General features: G+C 58.2%; 15 protein-coding genes. 13 read left to right on the top strand and 2 right to left on the bottom strand.

All coding sequences use genetic code 11. From position 1 onward, the window contains the following. The first annotated feature begins 244 nt into the window (after positions 1 to 244). The 12 genes from aroF to AC2D8U_RS10600 all read left to right on the top strand — a co-directional run bounded on the left by aroF (position 245) and on the right by AC2D8U_RS10600 (position 12,202). A complete protein-coding gene (gene aroF / locus AC2D8U_RS10655) occupies positions 245 to 1,258 on the top strand; it encodes a 3-deoxy-7-phosphoheptulonate synthase (RefSeq protein ID WP_484619031.1) in 1,014 nt (337 codons plus the stop codon). Beyond that, complete coding sequence (locus tag AC2D8U_RS10650) at positions 1,258 to 2,814, top strand: anthranilate synthase component 1 (RefSeq protein WP_484619030.1); 1,557 nt, start codon at positions 1,258 to 1,260, stop codon at positions 2,812 to 2,814. The genes aroF and AC2D8U_RS10650 overlap by 1 nt, the downstream gene beginning before the upstream one ends. After that, entirely contained in the window at positions 2,814 to 3,407 is a 594-nt protein-coding gene (locus AC2D8U_RS10645; protein ID WP_484619264.1) for an aminodeoxychorismate/anthranilate synthase component II, read from the top strand. The genes AC2D8U_RS10650 and AC2D8U_RS10645 overlap by 1 nt, the downstream gene beginning before the upstream one ends. Next, positions 3,401 to 4,420: an anthranilate phosphoribosyltransferase gene (gene trpD, locus AC2D8U_RS10640; RefSeq protein WP_484619029.1), complete on the top strand. Its 1,020-nt coding sequence runs from the start codon at positions 3,401 to 3,403 to the stop codon at positions 4,418 to 4,420. Before AC2D8U_RS10645 ends, trpD begins: the two co-directional genes overlap by 7 nt. Beyond that, positions 4,417 to 5,826 (top strand): bifunctional indole-3-glycerol-phosphate synthase TrpC/phosphoribosylanthranilate isomerase TrpF, encoded by a 1,410-nt coding sequence (gene trpCF / locus AC2D8U_RS10635; protein WP_484619028.1) that lies wholly within the window; start codon positions 4,417 to 4,419, stop codon positions 5,824 to 5,826. Before trpD ends, trpCF begins: the two co-directional genes overlap by 4 nt. Positions 5,827 to 5,856: 30 nt before the next feature. Further along, entirely contained in the window at positions 5,857 to 7,044 is a 1,188-nt protein-coding gene (gene trpB, locus AC2D8U_RS10630) for a tryptophan synthase subunit beta (protein WP_484619027.1), read from the top strand. Continuing rightward, complete coding sequence (gene trpA / locus AC2D8U_RS10625; RefSeq protein ID WP_484619026.1) at positions 7,041 to 7,844, top strand: tryptophan synthase subunit alpha; 804 nt, start codon at positions 7,041 to 7,043, stop codon at positions 7,842 to 7,844. The genes trpB and trpA overlap by 4 nt, the downstream gene beginning before the upstream one ends. A gap of 212 nt (positions 7,845 to 8,056) precedes the next feature. Further along, the gene (locus tag AC2D8U_RS10620; RefSeq protein ID WP_484619025.1) at positions 8,057 to 8,617 is read left to right on the top strand and encodes a septation protein A; all 561 of its coding nucleotides are present in this window, start codon (positions 8,057 to 8,059) and stop codon (positions 8,615 to 8,617) included. A gap of 368 nt (positions 8,618 to 8,985) precedes the next feature. Next, the gene (locus tag AC2D8U_RS10615) at positions 8,986 to 10,215 is read left to right on the top strand and encodes an L-lactate MFS transporter (RefSeq protein WP_484619024.1); all 1,230 of its coding nucleotides are present in this window, start codon (positions 8,986 to 8,988) and stop codon (positions 10,213 to 10,215) included. 113 nt (positions 10,216 to 10,328) lie between these two features. Continuing rightward, entirely contained in the window at positions 10,329 to 10,628 is a 300-nt protein-coding gene (locus tag AC2D8U_RS10610) for a YciI family protein (RefSeq protein WP_484619023.1), read from the top strand. Further along, entirely contained in the window at positions 10,628 to 11,440 is an 813-nt protein-coding gene (gene xthA, locus AC2D8U_RS10605; protein WP_484619022.1) for an exodeoxyribonuclease III, read from the top strand. The genes AC2D8U_RS10610 and xthA overlap by 1 nt, the downstream gene beginning before the upstream one ends. A 432-nt stretch (positions 11,441 to 11,872) precedes the next feature. Next, positions 11,873 to 12,202, top strand: coding sequence for a hypothetical protein (locus AC2D8U_RS10600; RefSeq protein WP_484619021.1), 330 nt, complete (start codon positions 11,873 to 11,875; stop codon positions 12,200 to 12,202). Between the two features lie 242 nt (positions 12,203 to 12,444). On the opposite strand, the gene panF is transcribed toward AC2D8U_RS10600, so the two are convergent. Next, complete coding sequence (panF, locus tag AC2D8U_RS10595) at positions 12,445 to 13,902, bottom strand: sodium/pantothenate symporter (protein ID WP_484619020.1); 1,458 nt, start codon at positions 13,900 to 13,902, stop codon at positions 12,445 to 12,447. Next, positions 13,895 to 14,107, bottom strand: coding sequence for a DUF997 family protein (locus AC2D8U_RS10590; RefSeq protein ID WP_484619019.1), 213 nt, complete (start codon positions 14,105 to 14,107; stop codon positions 13,895 to 13,897). The genes panF and AC2D8U_RS10590 overlap by 8 nt, the downstream gene beginning before the upstream one ends. A 581-nt stretch (positions 14,108 to 14,688) precedes the next feature. Between AC2D8U_RS10590 and pflB the strand changes: the two genes are divergently transcribed. Further along, complete coding sequence (gene pflB, locus AC2D8U_RS10585) at positions 14,689 to 16,971, top strand: formate C-acetyltransferase (RefSeq protein WP_484619018.1); 2,283 nt, start codon at positions 14,689 to 14,691, stop codon at positions 16,969 to 16,971. Positions 16,972 to 17,021: the final 50 nt, after the last annotated feature.

Raw genomic sequence — 17,021 nt, 5'->3', positions numbered from 1 at the left:
TTTGTCCTTGACACAGATAAACGCCAGCCGGTAACCTTTCGGTGTAAAGACAATCCGTCAACTTTTCATTACAGGTTTACACTCGATGTCAAACTCCCAGTTCAACAACGCAAATTGGTGGTGGCTCTCCCGAACATAGCGGGGGTGCAATGAACTGTACCTGATTGAAAAAGTAAGAATTTCATAAAACCCGCTTTCGCCAATACGAAAGCGGGTTTTTTTATGCCTTTAGGAAATACACCCAATGATCATCATTTTGAAAGCCGGCGTTTGTGAAGTGGATGCCAAAGAGCTGGTTCAAAAAATCGAAAGCACCGGCCTTAAACCACTCTACATGCCAGGTGTAGAGCGCACGGTCTTGGGTGCCATTGGCGACGAACGGATCCTGCAATCGCTCAACCTGGACAGCGATCCCCGCGTCGATGAGATCAAACCCATCCTGTCCAAGTACAAGCAGGTTTCCCGTGAACTCAACCCCATCGACACCCATGTCATGCTGGGCAACCACGCCGTCGGTGGCGAACGGTTCACCGTCATCGCCGGCCCATGTGGCGTCGAAGGACGCGACCAGATCCTGGATGTGGCCGAGATGGTCAAGGGCCATGGCGTCGCAGCCCTGCGCGGGGGCGCCTTCAAGCCGCGAACCAGCCCTTACAGCTTTCAGGGCATGGGCGAAGCCGGCCTGAAGCTGCTCAAGGAAGCCAACCGCGCCACCGGACTGCCGACGGTGTCCGAAGTGATCGAAGCCAGTGATGTAGATCTGATGGCGCAATACGTTGATGCTTTGCAGATCGGTGCCCGCAACATGCAGAACTTCCGCTTACTGGAGGCCGTCGGCGAATGTGGCCTGCCGGTGCTGCTCAAACGGGGCATGAGTGCCACCATCGAAGAATTCCTGCTGGCCGCCGAGTACATAGTCAACGCCGGCAACCCCAACGTCATCCTGTGTGAGCGGGGCATTCGCACCTTCGAGACCGCCACCCGCAACACGCTGGATCTCAATGCCGTCGCCTACCTCAAACGCAAAACCCATCTACCTGTGCTGGTCGACCCCAGTCACGGCACCGGCATTCGCGAGTTGGTTGCGCCACTGTCTTATGCCAGCGCAGCCGTCGGTGCCGATGGTATTATCGTCGAAGCCCATATGAACCCAAGGGAAGCCTTGTCGGATGGCCATCAGTCTCTCGATGGCAATGACTTCGCCGCCTTGATCTCGGGCCTACGCCCCTTTGTTGAAGCCGCCGGGAAGCGCCTCTAATGACCACGAACCTTCAGTCCGGGCAAGCTCGGACCCTGACCACATCCGTGAACTACCACAGGGAAGCCGCAGAGGTATACCAGGCGCTGTGCGGGGATCGCCCACACACCCTGCTGCTCGAATCTGCGGAGATCGAATCCAAAGCCGGGCTCAAAAGCCTGTTGATGATCGACGCCGCCCTGTCCCTGCGATGCATGGGCCGCACCGTGGAGATCACCGCATTAACCGTCAACGGTGAAGCCCTGCTGCCGTTCATCGCCGAGCTGCTGGCCGAATACCAGCCACAACCCAGTGACAAAAGCCTAAGCGTCACCCTGCCACAGCCCATAGCCGGGCTCGATGAGGACAGCCGACTCAAAGCCGCCTCACCCTTGACCGTGCTGCGCCTGCTGCAGCAGCAGATCCGCTCTGATAACGCCCTGCCGGAGTCGGTGCTGCTGACCGGCTGCTTCGCCTTCGATCTGGTGGCCAGCGTCGAACCACTGCCCGAAGTAGCCGACAGCGCCAACAACTGCCCGGATTACCTGTTCTACCTGGCAGAGACGACCCTGTTGCTGGATCATCAGGCCCGCACCGCGCGGCTGCTGGGGTCCGTCTTTGGCGGCGACAAAGCCGAACTGGTGATGAACGACAAGCGCCAGCGCTTGGGTGCGCTCAGTGCCACACTGGCTCAACCTCTGGCCCCACTGCCGCAGGAAGTCCCGGCGCCCCACCCGGTCGAAGTGAATCAGAGCGACGCGCAGTTTCGGGCCGTGGTGAACGATCTCAAAGAGCACGTGATCGCCGGCGATATCTTCCAGGTGGTACCGGCACGCCGTTTCTCCCTGCCCTGCCCCGACCCGTTAGCCGCCTACGGCCGCCTGCGGGTGCTCAACCCCAGCCCCTACATGTTCTACATGCGAGCCGAAGACTTCACCCTGTTTGGCGCCTCGCCCGAGAGCGCACTCAAGTATGAAGTGAGTACCAACCAAGTGGAGATCTATCCCATTGCCGGCACCCGTCAGCGTGGCAAGTTTGCCGACGGCCGCATCGACCACGATCTCGACAGCCGCATTGAGCTGGGCCTGCGTCAGGATCAGAAAGAGCTGTCTGAGCACATGATGCTGGTGGATCTGGCCCGCAATGATGTGGCCCGCATCTCTCAGCCCGGCACCCGCCGTGTCGCCGAACTGCTGAAAGTGGATCGCTACAGCCATGTGATGCATCTGGTGTCCCGGGTCACCGGCCAACTGCGTGAAGATCTGGATGCCCTGCACGCCTACCAGGCCTGCATGAACATGGGCACCCTCACCGGCGCCCCCAAGGTCAGCGCCGCCAGCCTGCTCCGTCAGGCCGAAGGCGAGCGTCGCGGCAGCTACGGCGGCGCCGTCGGTTACCTCAATGGTCGCGGAGACATGGACACCTGCATCGTGATCCGCTCGGCACTGGTCAATGACGGCATCGCCCACGTTCAGGCCGGGGCCGGGGTGGTGTTTGACTCCGATCCCCAGTCCGAAGCCGATGAAACCCGCAACAAAGCCCAGGCCGTGCTGCGCGCCATAGGAGGTGGACAATGATCCCGGTAACGCTTCTTGACAACTTCGACTCCTTTACCTGGAATCTGGTGGATCAATTCCGCAGTGCTGGCTACCCGGTCACCGTCTACCGCAATGACATCAAGGCCCAGGTGCTGGCTGATAAACTGCTGGCCCAAGACGAGCCTGGGGTGCTGGTCCTTTCCCCCGGCCCCGGTGCCCCACACGAGGCCGGATGCCTGATGGAACTGCTCGGCTTAGTGGCCGGTAAATTGCCGGTATTGGGGATCTGCCTGGGTCACCAGGCGCTGATTGAACACTATGGCGGCCGGGTCGGCCGGGCAGCCGAGGTGATGCACGGTAAATCCAGTCCGATGCAGCACGATCAAAGCCCGCTGTTTGACGGCCTGCCCAACCCGCTGACCATCGCTCGCTATCACTCTCTGGTCGGCCTGGAGCTGCCGGATTGCCTGCACGTACCGGCACAAGTCGACGGCATGGCCATGGCCGTGGTGCATCCCCAGCACCGTGCCGTGGGCTACCAGTTCCACCCCGAGTCCATCCTGACCGAGCACGGCGCACAACTGTTAAGCCGTACACTGACCCTGCTAACCAAGGACGCGCCGCTATGCTAACTCCAACCCAAAAACTGATGGCCCAACTGTTTGAAGGCCAGCCCCTTTCCCGTGAGCAGGCCAAAGCCCTGTTTGCCGATGTGGTGACCGGCTTGGTCAATGACGTGGAGTTGGCCACCGTGCTGACCGCGATGAAGCTGCGCGGCGAAACCATCGAGGAGATAGCCGGTGCCGCAGAGGCGCTGCGCGATGCCGCCAAGCCCTACCCGCGGCCGGAAGGAGACTTGCTGGACATCGTCGGCACCGGCGGTGACGGCGCCAATACCTTTAACATCTCCACTACCGCCACCTTTGTCGCCGCCGCCGCTGGCGCCAAAGTCTCCAAACACGGCAGTCGCAGTGTGTCCTCGCTGTCCGGTGCGTCGGACTTGCTGACCCAATTCGGCATCAACCTGACCATGACCCCGGAGCGCTCAGCCGAATGCTTAGAGCACTTAGGGGTAACCTTCCTGTTTGCCCCCTTCTACCATGCCGGCATGAAACACGCCGCCCCGGTTCGAGCTCAGCTCAAGACCCGCACCCTGTTCAACCTGCTGGGGCCGCTGATCAACCCGGCCCGTCCAACCCAGATGCTGCTGGGCGTCTATGATGCGGCTCTGGTTCGCCCCATTGCCGAAGTGGTCCGTTCCTTGGGGGTAAAGCGCGCCCTGGTCGTCCACGGCCTGGGCCTGGACGAGCTGGCCATCCATGGTGAAAGCACCGTGGTGGAGCTTAAAGAGGGTGAACTCATCGAGCGCAGCTTCAGCCCGCAAGATCTGGGTGTCGCCCAGTTTGATCTGACCGAGATCCGTGGCGGCGAGCCGGAGGAAAATAAACACATCACCGAACAACTGCTCAGCGGCGGTGGCACCCCGGCGCAGCGTGCGGCGGTAGCCGTCAATGCCGGCGCCGGCTTGTATCTGGCAGGGTTGGCCGATTGTCTTAAAACCGGCACCCAGTTAGCGCTGGCCACCATGGACTCCGGCAAGCCGCTAGAACTGCTGCGTGCCTTTGCCGAGGCCAGCAGCCAATGAGCGAACTCAAACACAACTTCGACATGACCCAGCTGCGCCAGACCGGCACCGTGCTGGATAAAATTGTCGCCACCAAACCGGCCCACATTGATGCCCTGGCCGAGCGCTATGGCGACTTGCTCAACACCCGCGGCGCCCCATCCGAACGCAGCCTGTTTGCTGCGCTCAAGCAAGGCCCCACCGGTTTCCTGCTGGAATGCAAGAAAGCCAGCCCCTCCAAAGGGCTGATCCGTGCCGATTTTGATCCCGTAGCCATAGGTACCGTTTATGACAAGTACGCCGCCGGGATCTCCGTTCTGACCGACGAGCAGTTCTTTCAGGGCGATTTCGAATACCTGCGAGCCGTTCGGGAAGCCGTCTCGGTTCCCGTTCTGTGCAAAGATTTCATCATCGATCCGCGCCAACTGCGCCTGGCACACAATCTGGGTGCCGATGCGGCGCTGCTGATGCTGTCGGTGCTCAACGACGAACTCTATCTGCAACTGGCAGAAGAAGCCGAACTGCTGGGGCTGGACATACTGACGGAAGTGAGCAATCAGGAGGAGATGGATCGTGCCATCGCCCTCAATGCCCGCATCGTCGGCATCAACAACCGGGACTTACGCGATCTCTCCATCGATCTGGCGACCACCGAGCGCCTGGCCGGCCAGGTACCCTCCGATCGCGTCGTGATCAGCGAGTCGGGCATTTACACCCACAGCCAGGTCCGTCGCCTGGCGCCCCATGCCGATGCCTTCCTGGTGGGATCCAGCCTGACCGAACAGGCGGATGTGGATTTGGCCTGTCGTCAGCTGATCTTCGGTCACACCAAGGTGTGTGGCCTGACCCGGGCGGAGGACGCCGTGGCCGTGGCCCGTGCCGGTGCCAGCTATGGCGGACTGATCTTCGCCGAGAAGTCGCCCCGCTGTATCAGCCCAGAGCAGGCCAAACGGATCATTAATGCCGCGCCTCTGAACTACATCGGCGTGTTTGTGAATCAGTCCAAGCGGCAGATCGCCGCCTTGGCCAAGGAGCTGAACCTGTTTGCGGTGCAACTGCATGGCGACGAAGACGAAGTCTATCTCGACAAGTTGCGCCATGCCTTGAGTCGGGAGGGCTGCAGCTGCCTGCTCCTAAAGGCGGTACGCAGCGATCTGAGCAACGACGTCGGCAACGCCGATCGCCGCCTGTTCGACAGCGCCACAACCAGCCAGTTTGGCGGTACCGGGCAGACATTTGACTGGGATCGGATCGCCGAGCAGCGCAATGAGGCGTTTCTGGCTGGCGGCCTGGGGCCTGAGAACATTCACCAGGCGGCGCAGCAACATTTCTACGGACTGGACCTCAACAGCGGTGTTGAGTCCAGCCCAGGGATCAAAGACCCCGCCAAGATCGCAGATTGCCTGAACCAGATCCGTCAGTATTGAATTGAATAGAAGAGATAAAGAGAACCCAAGATGAGCATCCTTAACCCCTATTTCGGCGAGTTCGGTGGCCAGTTTGTGCCACAGATCCTGATGCCGGCCCTGGATCAATTGGAGCAAGCCTTTATCGAGGCCCAGCAGGATCCCGATTTTCAGCGCGAGTTTACCGATCTGCTGAACAACTATGCAGGACGCCCAACGGCCCTGACCAAGACCCGTAACTTCAGCCCCAACCCCAAGGTCACCATCTACCTCAAGCGGGAAGATCTGCTGCACGGTGGCGCCCACAAGACCAACCAGGTGCTGGGCCAGGCACTGCTGACCAAACGCATGGGCAAAAAAGAGGTGATCGCCGAGACCGGCGCCGGCCAACATGGTGTGGCCAGCGCCCTGGCCTGTGCCCTGCTGGGACTCAAATGCAAGGTATACATGGGCGCTAAAGACGTCGAGCGTCAAAGTCCTAACGTCTTTCGCATGCGCCTGATGGGCGCCGAGGTGATCCCTGTCCACTCGGGCTCCGCCACCTTGAAGGACGCCTGTAATGAAGCGCTGCGCGACTGGAGTGCCAACTACGACAAGGCCCATTACCTGCTGGGCACCGCCGCCGGTCCCCACCCCTTCCCCACCGTGGTGCGCGAATTCCAGCGCATGATCGGTGAAGAGACCAAGCAACAGATCCTGGCCAAAGAGGGTCGACTGCCCGATGCGGTGATCGCCTGTGTCGGCGGCGGCTCCAACGCCATCGGCATGTTCGCCGATTTCATCGAAGAGGAGAGTGTTGCACTGATTGGTGTCGAGCCGGCTGGCCACGGCATCGAAACCGGCGAACACGGCGCCCCCCTGGCCCACGGCAAGCTGGGGATCTTCTTCGGCATGAAAGCCCCCCTGATGCAGGACGAACACGGCCAGATTGAGGAGTCCTATTCGGTCTCCGCCGGACTGGACTTCCCCTCCGTCGGCCCACAGCACGCGCACCTGGCGGCCACCGGCCGTGCCCAATACCCCTCGGTGACCGATGCCGAAGCACTGGAGGCGTTCCAGTTGCTGGCCCGCTCTGAGGGCATTATCCCGGCACTGGAGTCGGCCCACGCCCTGGCCCAGGCCTACAAGATGGCCGAAGCCGCCACCGAGGAGACCCTGCTGGTGGTTAACCTGTCCGGTCGCGGTGACAAGGACATCTTTACCGTTCACGATATTCTGGAGAAGGAGGGCAAACTGTGAGCCGTTACTCCCAACTGTTTACCGCCCTCGAGCAGCGCAATGAAGGCGCCTTCGTTCCCTTTGTTACCTTGGGCGATCCCAATCCGGGCGACAGCCTGGCGGTGATCGACGCCCTGGTGGCCGGTGGCGCCGATGCCCTGGAGCTGGGCTTCCCCTTCTCCGATCCCTCAGCCGATGGCCCCACCATTCAGGCGGCCAATATCCGTGCCCTGGATGCGGGCACGACCCCAGCCCAGTGCTTCGAGATCCTGGCGCAGGTTCGGCAAAAATACCCCCAATTACCCATCGGTCTGCTGGTCTACGCCAACCTGGTGTACGCCCCGGGTCTGGAATCCTTCTACGCCCGTTGTGCCCAGGTAGGCGTCGACTCGGTCCTGGTGGCCGATGTGCCGGTGCAGGAGTCGGCCGAGTTTGCCCAGGTAGCCCAACGCCATGGAGTAGCCCCCATCTTCATCGCCCCACCCAACGCCAGTGAGGACACCCTCAAGGCGGTTGCCGAAGCCGGTGACGGCTACACCTACCTACTCTCACGCGCCGGGGTGACAGGAACCGAGACCGCCGCTGGCATGCCGGTAGATCATCTGCTGACCGGCCTGAAGCGTTTCAATGCGCCCCCGGCCATCCTGGGCTTTGGCATCGCCAAGCCTGAGCAAGTTCGAGAAGCGATCGGTGCTGGCGCGGCGGGGGTGATCTCCGGCAGTGCCGTGGTGAAGATCCTCGAAGCCAACCTGGATGACGGCCAGGCCCGTGATGAAGCGCTCAGAACCTTCTGCCAGGAGATGAAAGCGGCGACCCGCTAACAGGTAACATCACTTGAGATTGGCCGCCCCACAGGGCGGCCTTTTTGGTTCCCTTTACCAAGCGCTGCGGCCCAATGACCCGGATTCACCCCATCCCTGTGGCGCAGATCACCTGACAGGGGATCCCAGGTTCGGTAGACTGTGCCCTAGGCTCGGCTCTGAGCCAGGTTCAGGAAGCTGCCCCGACGTCCACTACGAAGCAAGAGAATTCAATGAAACAACTGCTCGATTTTCTACCCCTGCTGGTGTTTTTCGCCGTCTACAAGTTCTATGGGATCATTCCGGCCACCGGTGCCATTGTAGTGGCCTCGGCGGTGCAGACCGGCCTGATGTACGCCTTGTACCGCAAGGTTGAAAAGATGCATCTGATCACCTTCGCCCTGCTGGTGGTCTTTGGTGGCCTGACGGTAGCCTTTAACGACGACGCCTTCATCAAATGGAAGGTGACCATCGTCTACAGTCTGTTTGCCGCCGCACTGCTGATCAGCCAATGGATGGGCAAGCCTGCGATGAAGGCCATGCTGGGCAAGGAGATCACCCTGCCCGATGCCATCTGGGCTCGGATCGGCTACGCCTGGTCTGCCTTCTTCCTCTTCTGTGCTGGCCTCAACCTCTATGTCGCCTTCACCATGAGCCAGGAAACCTGGGTCACCTTTAAGGTGTTCTACCTGATGGGCATGACCTTCACTTTCCTGCTGCTGACCATTGCTTACCTCTACCGCCATATGCCCAAAGAGGACGAGGTTGCCTCAAAGGAAGACAAACAGCCCTGATCCCGGCGGCTAGCTCCTCGGTACATAAAAAAGCGCCCGTGGGCGCTTTTTTACATAACGGAGCGTGATCCCGATCACACTGCTTTTTTGCAAAAACTGTGCGCCTCGTCAAAAGCCAAAACTGAACACTTTTTGTGCGTTTCAGCGCTGGTGTGCCCGTCCCTTTCCCTCTATAGTACGCCGTCCTTAAATGGACTGACCAAGTTACCAAGGTGTCGCCGGTTACGTTTTGAACAACAGGGTGGTATTGCCCCCTTCGTTTGACTGCGCCACCTTCGTGCCCTCGCCCAAAGCGATGGCGTCCCACAACCCGAATGTTGAAACTGCCCCGGCATCGCCGTCTGGGGAGCGTGTCAAAGAGAAGTGTGATGAATCGAGCCGTAAAGATCCTGATTGCTGGTATCGCAATCAACCTGTGTATGGGCGTCCTGTACGCTTGGAGTGTTTTCAGCAAAGCCCTGGTAAGCGAACTGGGCTGGTCCAGTGTTGATGCTGGCATGCCTTACACCGTGTCCATCGTAGTCTTTGCGGCCTCTTTGCTGGTTGCCGGGATCCTGCAGGATCGCATGGGCCCACGCCGTATGGTGATCCTGGGCTCAACCATGGTGGGCCTGGGCCTGATCGCCTCCTCTTTCGCCACCTCCGTAGTCGCCCTGGTGCTGACCTTCGGTGTGATGGTCGGCGCCGGCATCGGTTTTGCGTACGCTTGTCTGACGCCAGCGGCAATGAAGTGGTTCCACTCCTCCAAGAAGGGATTGGTTAGCGGCCTGATCGCCGGTGGCTTCGGCATGGCGCCCCTGTACCTGGCGCCAACCACCACGGCACTGATCAACCAATACGGCATCAACAACGCCTTCCTGGCGCTGGGCTGCGGTGTACTGCTGATCGCCCTGCCACTGGCCTTCACCATTGTGAACCCACCGGCGGGCTACACCCCGGAAGCACCGAAAGGCGTGGCCCAAGCGGCCGCCAAAGCCGATGCGGGTAAAGACTACAGCTGGCGTGAGATGGTAAAAACCAAGCAGTTCTACATGCTGTGGGTGATGTTCGCCTTTGCCTCTTCTGCTGGCCTGATGCTGATCGGCAACATCACGACCATCGCCAGCGTTCAAGGCGGGATCGCCAACGCCGCTTTCCTGGTCGCGGCACTGGCGGTATTCAATACCTTTGGCCGTATCGGCATGGGCATGCTGTCCGACAAGATCGGTCGCGTTCAGACCCTGCTGCTGGTATTCCTGCTGCAAGGCGTGAACATGATGCTGTTCCCCATGTTCACCACCGAGATGGGCTTCGTTCTGGGTGCCGCTCTGGCAGGTATCGGTTATGGCGCACTGCTGTCTGTTTTCCCGACCATCACCGCCGATTACTACGGTCTGAAGAACTACGGCTCCAACTTTGGTGTGCTGTACACCGCTTGGGGTGTGTCCGGCTTCATGGGTCCCGTTATGGCCACCGTGGTGGTTGATCAAACCGGCTCCTACGCCATTGCCTACACTGTGTCTGCCATCATGCTGGCTGTTGCCGCTGTACTCGCGGTGATCATCAAGCCCATCGGTGCCGAGTCCAAAGAAGAGAAAGCGGAACTGGCAACGGCCTGATCCGACTTAGCTTCTACGAAAAGCCGACGCCCATGCGTCGGCTTTTTTGATCCTTGCGCTCATGTTACCTTGCCTTCGATCACCGTTAACCTAAGGAAGAAAGGACCCCTATCATGTGGTATATGATCTGCTCCACCGATGTCGATAACAGCCTGCCGCTTCGCAAACTCTCCCGTGAGGCCCACCTCGCCCGTCTCCAAGCGTTACAGGACCAGGGCCGCCTTCTGACCGCAGGTCCACTGCCGGCCATCGACAGCAATGACCCGGGTGAAGCGGGCTTTACCGGCTCACTCGTCATCGCCGAATTCGACTCCCTGCAAGCGGCACAAAGCTGGGCGGACGCCGATCCCTATATCGCGGCAGGAGTCTACGCCCACTCTGTGGTGAAACCATTTAAAAGGGTCTTCGGCTAATGAAGTTCGTCTCCTTCAACATCAACGGTCTGCGAGCACGTTTGCATCAACTCCAGGCCCTGATCGACAAACATCAGCCGGATGTCATTGGCCTGCAGGAGATCAAGGTCGACAACGACCAGTTTCCCCAGGAGGCGATCGAGGCGATGGGGTATCACGTGGTCTTCCATGGCCAGAAAGCCCACTATGGTGTTGCCATGCTGACCAAGCAGGTTCCCCTTGCTGTGCAGTATGGCTTCCCCACCGACCCCGACGACGCACAGCGACGCATGATCATGGTGACAATCGAAGATCCCCAGGGACGACCAGTCCATGTGCTCAACGGTTACTTTCCTCAGGGTGAAAATATCAGCCATGAGACCAAGTTCCCTGCCAAACGTGCCTTTTATGCTGATCTGATGGCCTACCTTGAGGCACATCACTCCACTGAAGAGCAGTTGGTCGTGATGGGTGATATCAACATCAGTCCCACCGATCTGGACATCGGCATCGGCGATAACAACGCCAAACGCTGGCTCAAAACCGGCAAGTGCTCTTTCCAACCCGAGGAGCGCCAATGGCTCAAGCGCCTGCTTGATTGGGGCTTGACCGACAGTTACCGCCACCTCAACCCAAACATATCGGACCGTTTTAGCTGGTTTGATTACCGCTCTAAGGGGTTTGTCGACAATCGGGGGCTACGCATCGATGTGATCCTCACCAGTCCGCCACTCACAGCCCGACTGGAGCAGTCCGATGTTGACTACGAGCTTCGAGCCTTGGAAAAACCCTCGGATCACGCCCCGATCTGGACCCGTGTGAACACTCAGTAGAACAAAAAAGCGATAAATAGGGACGACTTAGGCCAAGCTGAGTCGTTCTTATCTTACAGCCCTGTGTGTTTCCCTCCCTAGCTGTGAATGGCTTTCATTCCGATATTGGCTCTCCGCTTTCGCTAAACCTTTAGGATCTCTCATCACTGTTTTTTTAGCAGAACAGCGACAACACCCCATCAACACTAGGGATACAACCTAAAACCATGTTCATATCAGTTCTGTAAGGACATGATATAGATAGGTATTTATTTCACAAATACTGTGTGCTCGTTCTCACTTTTTGCCATTCTCACTGGCAGGAATTAGCCGCTACTGATATCAATGGACTGCGCTTAAGGAGATTGTTCGGCAGGACCGCCTATTCAATTTGCGCCCTTGACTGAACGCCCTACTAATAAGAACCCTGTTGAGCAGAGGAAAAATACAACAATGAGTCAAGCTCAATTAAACAAAATCATGGAATGCGTTGAGATCTTCCGTGAAGTGTACAGTGAGATCCCACCCCAGACCTGCCTGATGTTTATGCAGGTATGCCAAGAGGAAGGCTGCTCCATTAAGGAGCTTCAGGAGCGCTTTGAGATGTCTCAGGCCAGTGCAAGTCGTAATGCCCGCCTGCTGTCCGATCGGGTCCATTCCGGCCGTAACGGACTGGGCCTGGTGGAGCTGCGTGTGGACGAACAGGACTACCGCATTAAACGCGCCTACCTGACCGAGCGCGGTCGTGAGATCCGTGACCGTCTGGCGGGGATCCTGCACTAAGCGGGATGCCAGTGACAAAAAAGGCTGCTCAAATGAGCAGCCTTTTTTGTCTCTAAGCGGGACCCACTAAACATTAATCGACCCCGCTGACAATGAGCAAAAAGCCCTTTGGTTCAATGAACCGGACTTGAGACCTGAGCAGCTATGGCAGGTCACAACCAGCGTTCTAACGTATCGTCGGCAGATCTCACGACGCCAGACTATGCCAGAAACCGCCTTGGCATTTGCATGGAGCCAAAGGCTCAGACCGGAGGGGAATGACGCGTTGCTTGTGCCTCGCTGCACTCCTTGGTAACACACACGCTAACCAGGAGAAAGACCAACCCGGAGAGTGCCAGTGCCGGGACAATAGGATGCAGTTGCAAGGGTTTGAGTCCCATAGTACTCCAGTACAGGAAGCTCCCCGCTCCCGAAACCATGGACAAAATAGCGCCGCGGGCGGTTGCCTTTGGCCAGAATAACCCCAGGATCAGCGGCCAGAGGAACACAACCTGGAGTACACCAAATGCGGTGAGATTCAGCCAGACGATCATCTCAGGGGGGTCCAGGGCCAGCCAGCCACAGCCCAATGCCAGGCTGATCATCACCCCATAGCTCAACAGGCGTTGCGCCCGCTCACTCAAAGGGCGAAGCCTTTGTACCAGGTCTTTTACCAGGGTCGACCCCGTCTGCAACAACATGGAGTCCACCGACGACATGATCGCGGCCATTGGTGCGGCAAGCAGCAAACCGGCTAATACTGGCGGGAACAGGGTCACCATCAGGGTGGGCAGCACATCATCAGGGCTGGCGAGTTCCGGCAGTATTGGCCGTGCCAGCACCCCTGCCAAGTGGGGCAGTAAAATCACCAAGGAAGAGACCAGGGTTCCCAGGATCATCGCCTGTTTCAGCGCCTTGCCATCGCGCACCGCCATGGCACGTAGTGCCGTATGGGGCAACCCCAGGGTTCCAACTCCTACCAGGATCCAGAACGACAGCAGGAAAGGCCAGGAGAGGAAGTCCTCGGGGCCCCTGGGCGTCAATAAGGCAGGGTCAACCTGGGCGACCTGCTCGGTCAGGTTCGGTAACCCTCCCCCATGCCACAACAGGCCAACGAACAGAGCCAGCATCCCGAATAGCATCACCAGACCTTGCAGCGCATCCGTATAGGAAACCGCTCGAAAGCCGCCCCAAAGGGTATAAACCAAGACAGTGCCCACAAACAGGGCCAGGGCGAACTCGTAGTCCATCCCGGTCATCACCGCCAAAAGGCGGGCGCCTCCGGTGAATTGCACCACGACCATACCGATAAATGCACCGATCAAGCTGATCCCCGAGATCCACAGCAAGGCACTGCTCCGGTATCGCTGATCCAGCACATCGAGAATGGTCACGGCCTGATGACGGCGGGCCAATGCCCAGATCTTGGGACCCACGACCCCCAGGGTCAACATGGCCACGGGCACCTGGATCATTGCCAACAATACCCAGCCCAGACCGAACTTGTAGGCCGCACCGGGTCCGCCTATAAAGGAAGAGGCGCTGGTATAGGTGGTGACCAGGGCCAGGGCCAACAGACCGCCCCCCATAAACTGCCCGCCGAGAAAGTAACGATTGCTAAAATCGCCGTTTGCCTCGGAACGCCTCGCTGCCAGACGCGAGATCAGCAAGGTCACCAGCAGATAGGCCAGGATCGGTAACAGCAGGCCCCAATTAGTCATCCCTGTCACCCCGCAACCACAAGGTAACCGCCACGCTCAAAGACACAGGCGCAACCACACAGGAGATCCAAAACCACAAAGGTAGACCCATCCAGTTACCCGCTTTGCTGAGCCAGAGTGGCCCGGTGATCCAAAGCAGAAAATAGGCCAGCGTCAGCAACAGCGAGCCCTTAGCCAGGCTCGCAGCATTGATCCCCTGCATCATCTCGATTCTTTACCTTAAACAGCAGCAAGTCGCCAATGGTAAGCAATGCAAAACGGGATGCCAAGTAAAGTTCAAAACAGGTCAAACATATTTGGTCAGACCATTAAGAGTGATTCATTTTTGATCCAACCCCGCCAGCTTGACTCCACAGCCACACCGAACGACGAGATCCAGATCACCACAAAACCACACCAGCACAGATTCAGATCACAATTTTTGAATAATTTGTCACCAGCCGAGATTTCAGTCTGCGGGAGCAATGCACCCTCATTGCGGCTGTGGTAATCTTCGCCTTGTAATTTGGTAATACCAATACTTAACAAGTAAACTGCCCCCGGCGACTTACAGGATGCAAAAGGCGGCAGGGTTCACACAAATACATCGGCAGCGCGATATACTCTCAGCTGTGATTGATGTTTGTGGCGAGCTGACCAGGCGAAAACTTGGCGCGTTACCACACAGTTTTACAACCTCCGGCTAAGGCGGGAGGTGCGGCTGAATTGCTCATCCGCTTTTTTCCGACTCCGACGGTACGGGGTCGGCACCGGTTAACCTCGGAATGTACGAGAAAGGTAGATCTCATGACTGATAAAACCGAACAGTTCTCCCAAGCTTGGGACGGCTTCGCCGCTGGCGATTGGAAAACCGAAGTCAACGTCCGTGACTTCATCCAGCAAAACTACACCCCATACGAAGGCGACGAAGCCTTCCTGGCCGGTGCCACCGAAGCCACCAACACTCTGTGGGCCAAGGTGATGGAAGGTATCCGTCAGGAAAACAGCACCCACGCGCCTGTCGACTTCGACACCGATGTGATCTCCACCATCACCGCTCACGACGCTGGCTACATCAACAAAGATCTGGAGACCATTGTTGGTCTGCAGACTGAAGCACCGCTGAAGCGTGCCATCATCCCTAACGGTGGTATCCGTATGGTTGACGGTGCCTGTAAGGTTTACGGTCGTGAACTGGATCCTACCATCAAGGAGTTCTACTCCGAGCACCGTAAGACCCACAACGCCGGTGTCTTCGACCTGTACAGCCAGGACATCCTGCGCTGCCGTAAGTCCGGTGTACTGACCGGTCTGCCGGATGCCTACGGCCGTGGCCGCATCATCGGTGATTACCGTCGTATGGCTCTGTACGGTGCCGACTTCCTGATGAAGGACAAGTACGCTCAGTTCGTCTCCACCCAAGCGGATTTCGAAAACGGCGTTAACCTGTCCGAGACCATGCAGCTGCGCGAAGAGATCGCTGAGCAGCATCGTGCCCTGGGCAAGATGAAAGAGATGGCGGCCAAGTATGGTTTCGACATCGGTCGTCCAGCACAGAATGCCCAAGAAGCGATCCAGTGGACCTACTTCGCTTACCTGGCGGCCATCAAGTCCCAGAACGGCGCTGCCATGTCTCTGGGCCGTGTCTCCACCTTCCTGGACATCTACATTGAGCGTGACATCGCCAATGGCGTACTCACCGAGTCTCAAGCTCAGGAGATGGTTGACCATTTCGTCATGAAACTGCGTATGGTTCGCTTCCTGCGTACCCCTGAGTACGATGAGTTGTTCTCCGGTGACCCAATCTGGGCGACTGAGTCCATGGCCGGTATGGGCACCGACGGTCGTACCCTGGTTTCCAAGACCACTTTCCGCTTCCTGAACACTCAGTACACCATGGGCCCTTCTCCAGAGCCAAACATGACCGTACTCTGGTCTGAGCAATTGCCAGAAGGCTTCAAGAAGTACGCGGCGAAAGTATCCATCGATACTTCCTCCATCCAGTACGAAAACGATGATCTGATGCGTCCTGACTTCCAGTCTGACGATTACGCCATCGCGTGCTGTGTATCCCCAATGGTTGTGGGTAAGCACATGCAGTTCTTCGGCGCCCGCGCTAACTTGGCCAAGACTCTGCTGCTGGCCATCAACGGTGGTGTTGATGAGAAGACCGGCATGCAGGTGGGTCCTAAGATGGAAGCGATCACCGCCGACGTTCTGGACTTCGAAACCGTTTACGCCAAGCTGGATACCTTCATGGACTGGCTGGCCAAGCAGTACGTGACCGCGCTGAACAGCATCCACTTCATGCACGACAAGTACTCTTACGAGTCTGCACTGATGGCACTGCACGATCGCGACGTAACCCGCACCATGGCGTGTGGTATCGCCGGTCTGTCCATCACCGCTGACTCTTTGGCTGCCATCAAGCACGCCAAAGTGAAAGTGATCCGGAACGAAGACGGCATCGCGGTTGACTACGAGATCGAGGGTGATTACCCGAAATTTGGTAACAACGATTCTCGCGTAGATGACATCGCCTGTGAGCTGGTAGAAACCTTCATGAACAAGATCCGTTCTTTGAAGACTTACCGCAACGCGATCCCAACTCAGTCCATCCTGACCATTACCTCTAACGTGGTATACGGTAAGAAGACTGGTAACACTCCGGACGGCCGTCGTGCCGGTCAGCCGTTCGCTCCGGGTGCCAACCCAATGCACGGCCGTGATGAGTCCGGTGCCGTAGCTTCCCTGACTTCCGTAGGTAAACTGCCGTTTGCCCACGCCAAAGACGGGATCTCCTACACCTTCTCCATTGTACCAGGTGCCCTGGGCAAGGATGACAACGGTCGTCGTGCCAACCTGGCTGCCCTGATGGACGGTTACTTCAAGCACACTGAGTCCCGTGAAGGTGGCCAGCACCTGAACGTGAACGTGATGAACCGCGATATGCTGCTGGATGCGGTGGAGAACCCAGAGAAGTACCCACAGCTGACCATCCGTGTATCCGGTTACGCCGTACGCTTCAACGCTCTGACCAAAGAGCAGCAGCAGGACGTGATCACCCGTACCTTTACCAACGCCCTGTAAGGGATAGGTAAAACGGATAGGCCCCACCGGATAACCGGTGGGGCCTTTTT

It is taken from the genome of Ferrimonas sp. YIN67 (genome assembly GCF_057219095.1).
The sequence above is the reverse complement of the archived record's forward strand: the minus strand, read 5'-3'. Positions and strand labels throughout refer to the sequence as shown.

Coding starts and splice junctions, on each gene's coding strand:
- AC2D8U_RS10620 (WP_484619025.1), top strand. CDS start 8,057: ATGAAACAACTGCTCGATTTTCTACCCCTGCTGGTGTTTTTCGCCGTC.
- pflB (WP_484619018.1), top strand. CDS start 14,689: ATGACTGATAAAACCGAACAGTTCTCCCAAGCTTGGGACGGCTTCGCC.
- trpD (WP_484619029.1), top strand. CDS start 3,401: ATGCTAACTCCAACCCAAAAACTGATGGCCCAACTGTTTGAAGGCCAG.
- AC2D8U_RS10600 (WP_484619021.1), top strand. CDS start 11,873: ATGAGTCAAGCTCAATTAAACAAAATCATGGAATGCGTTGAGATCTTC.
- trpCF (WP_484619028.1), top strand. CDS start 4,417: ATGAGCGAACTCAAACACAACTTCGACATGACCCAGCTGCGCCAGACC.
- AC2D8U_RS10610 (WP_484619023.1), top strand. CDS start 10,329: ATGTGGTATATGATCTGCTCCACCGATGTCGATAACAGCCTGCCGCTT.
- xthA (WP_484619022.1), top strand. CDS start 10,628: ATGAAGTTCGTCTCCTTCAACATCAACGGTCTGCGAGCACGTTTGCAT.
- AC2D8U_RS10650 (WP_484619030.1), top strand. CDS start 1,258: ATGACCACGAACCTTCAGTCCGGGCAAGCTCGGACCCTGACCACATCC.
- aroF (WP_484619031.1), top strand. CDS start 245: ATGATCATCATTTTGAAAGCCGGCGTTTGTGAAGTGGATGCCAAAGAG.
- AC2D8U_RS10590 (WP_484619019.1), bottom strand. CDS start 14,107: ATGATGCAGGGGATCAATGCTGCGAGCCTGGCTAAGGGCTCGCTGTTG.
- panF (WP_484619020.1), bottom strand. CDS start 13,902: ATGACTAATTGGGGCCTGCTGTTACCGATCCTGGCCTATCTGCTGGTG.
- AC2D8U_RS10615 (WP_484619024.1), top strand. CDS start 8,986: ATGAATCGAGCCGTAAAGATCCTGATTGCTGGTATCGCAATCAACCTG.
- trpB (WP_484619027.1), top strand. CDS start 5,857: ATGAGCATCCTTAACCCCTATTTCGGCGAGTTCGGTGGCCAGTTTGTG.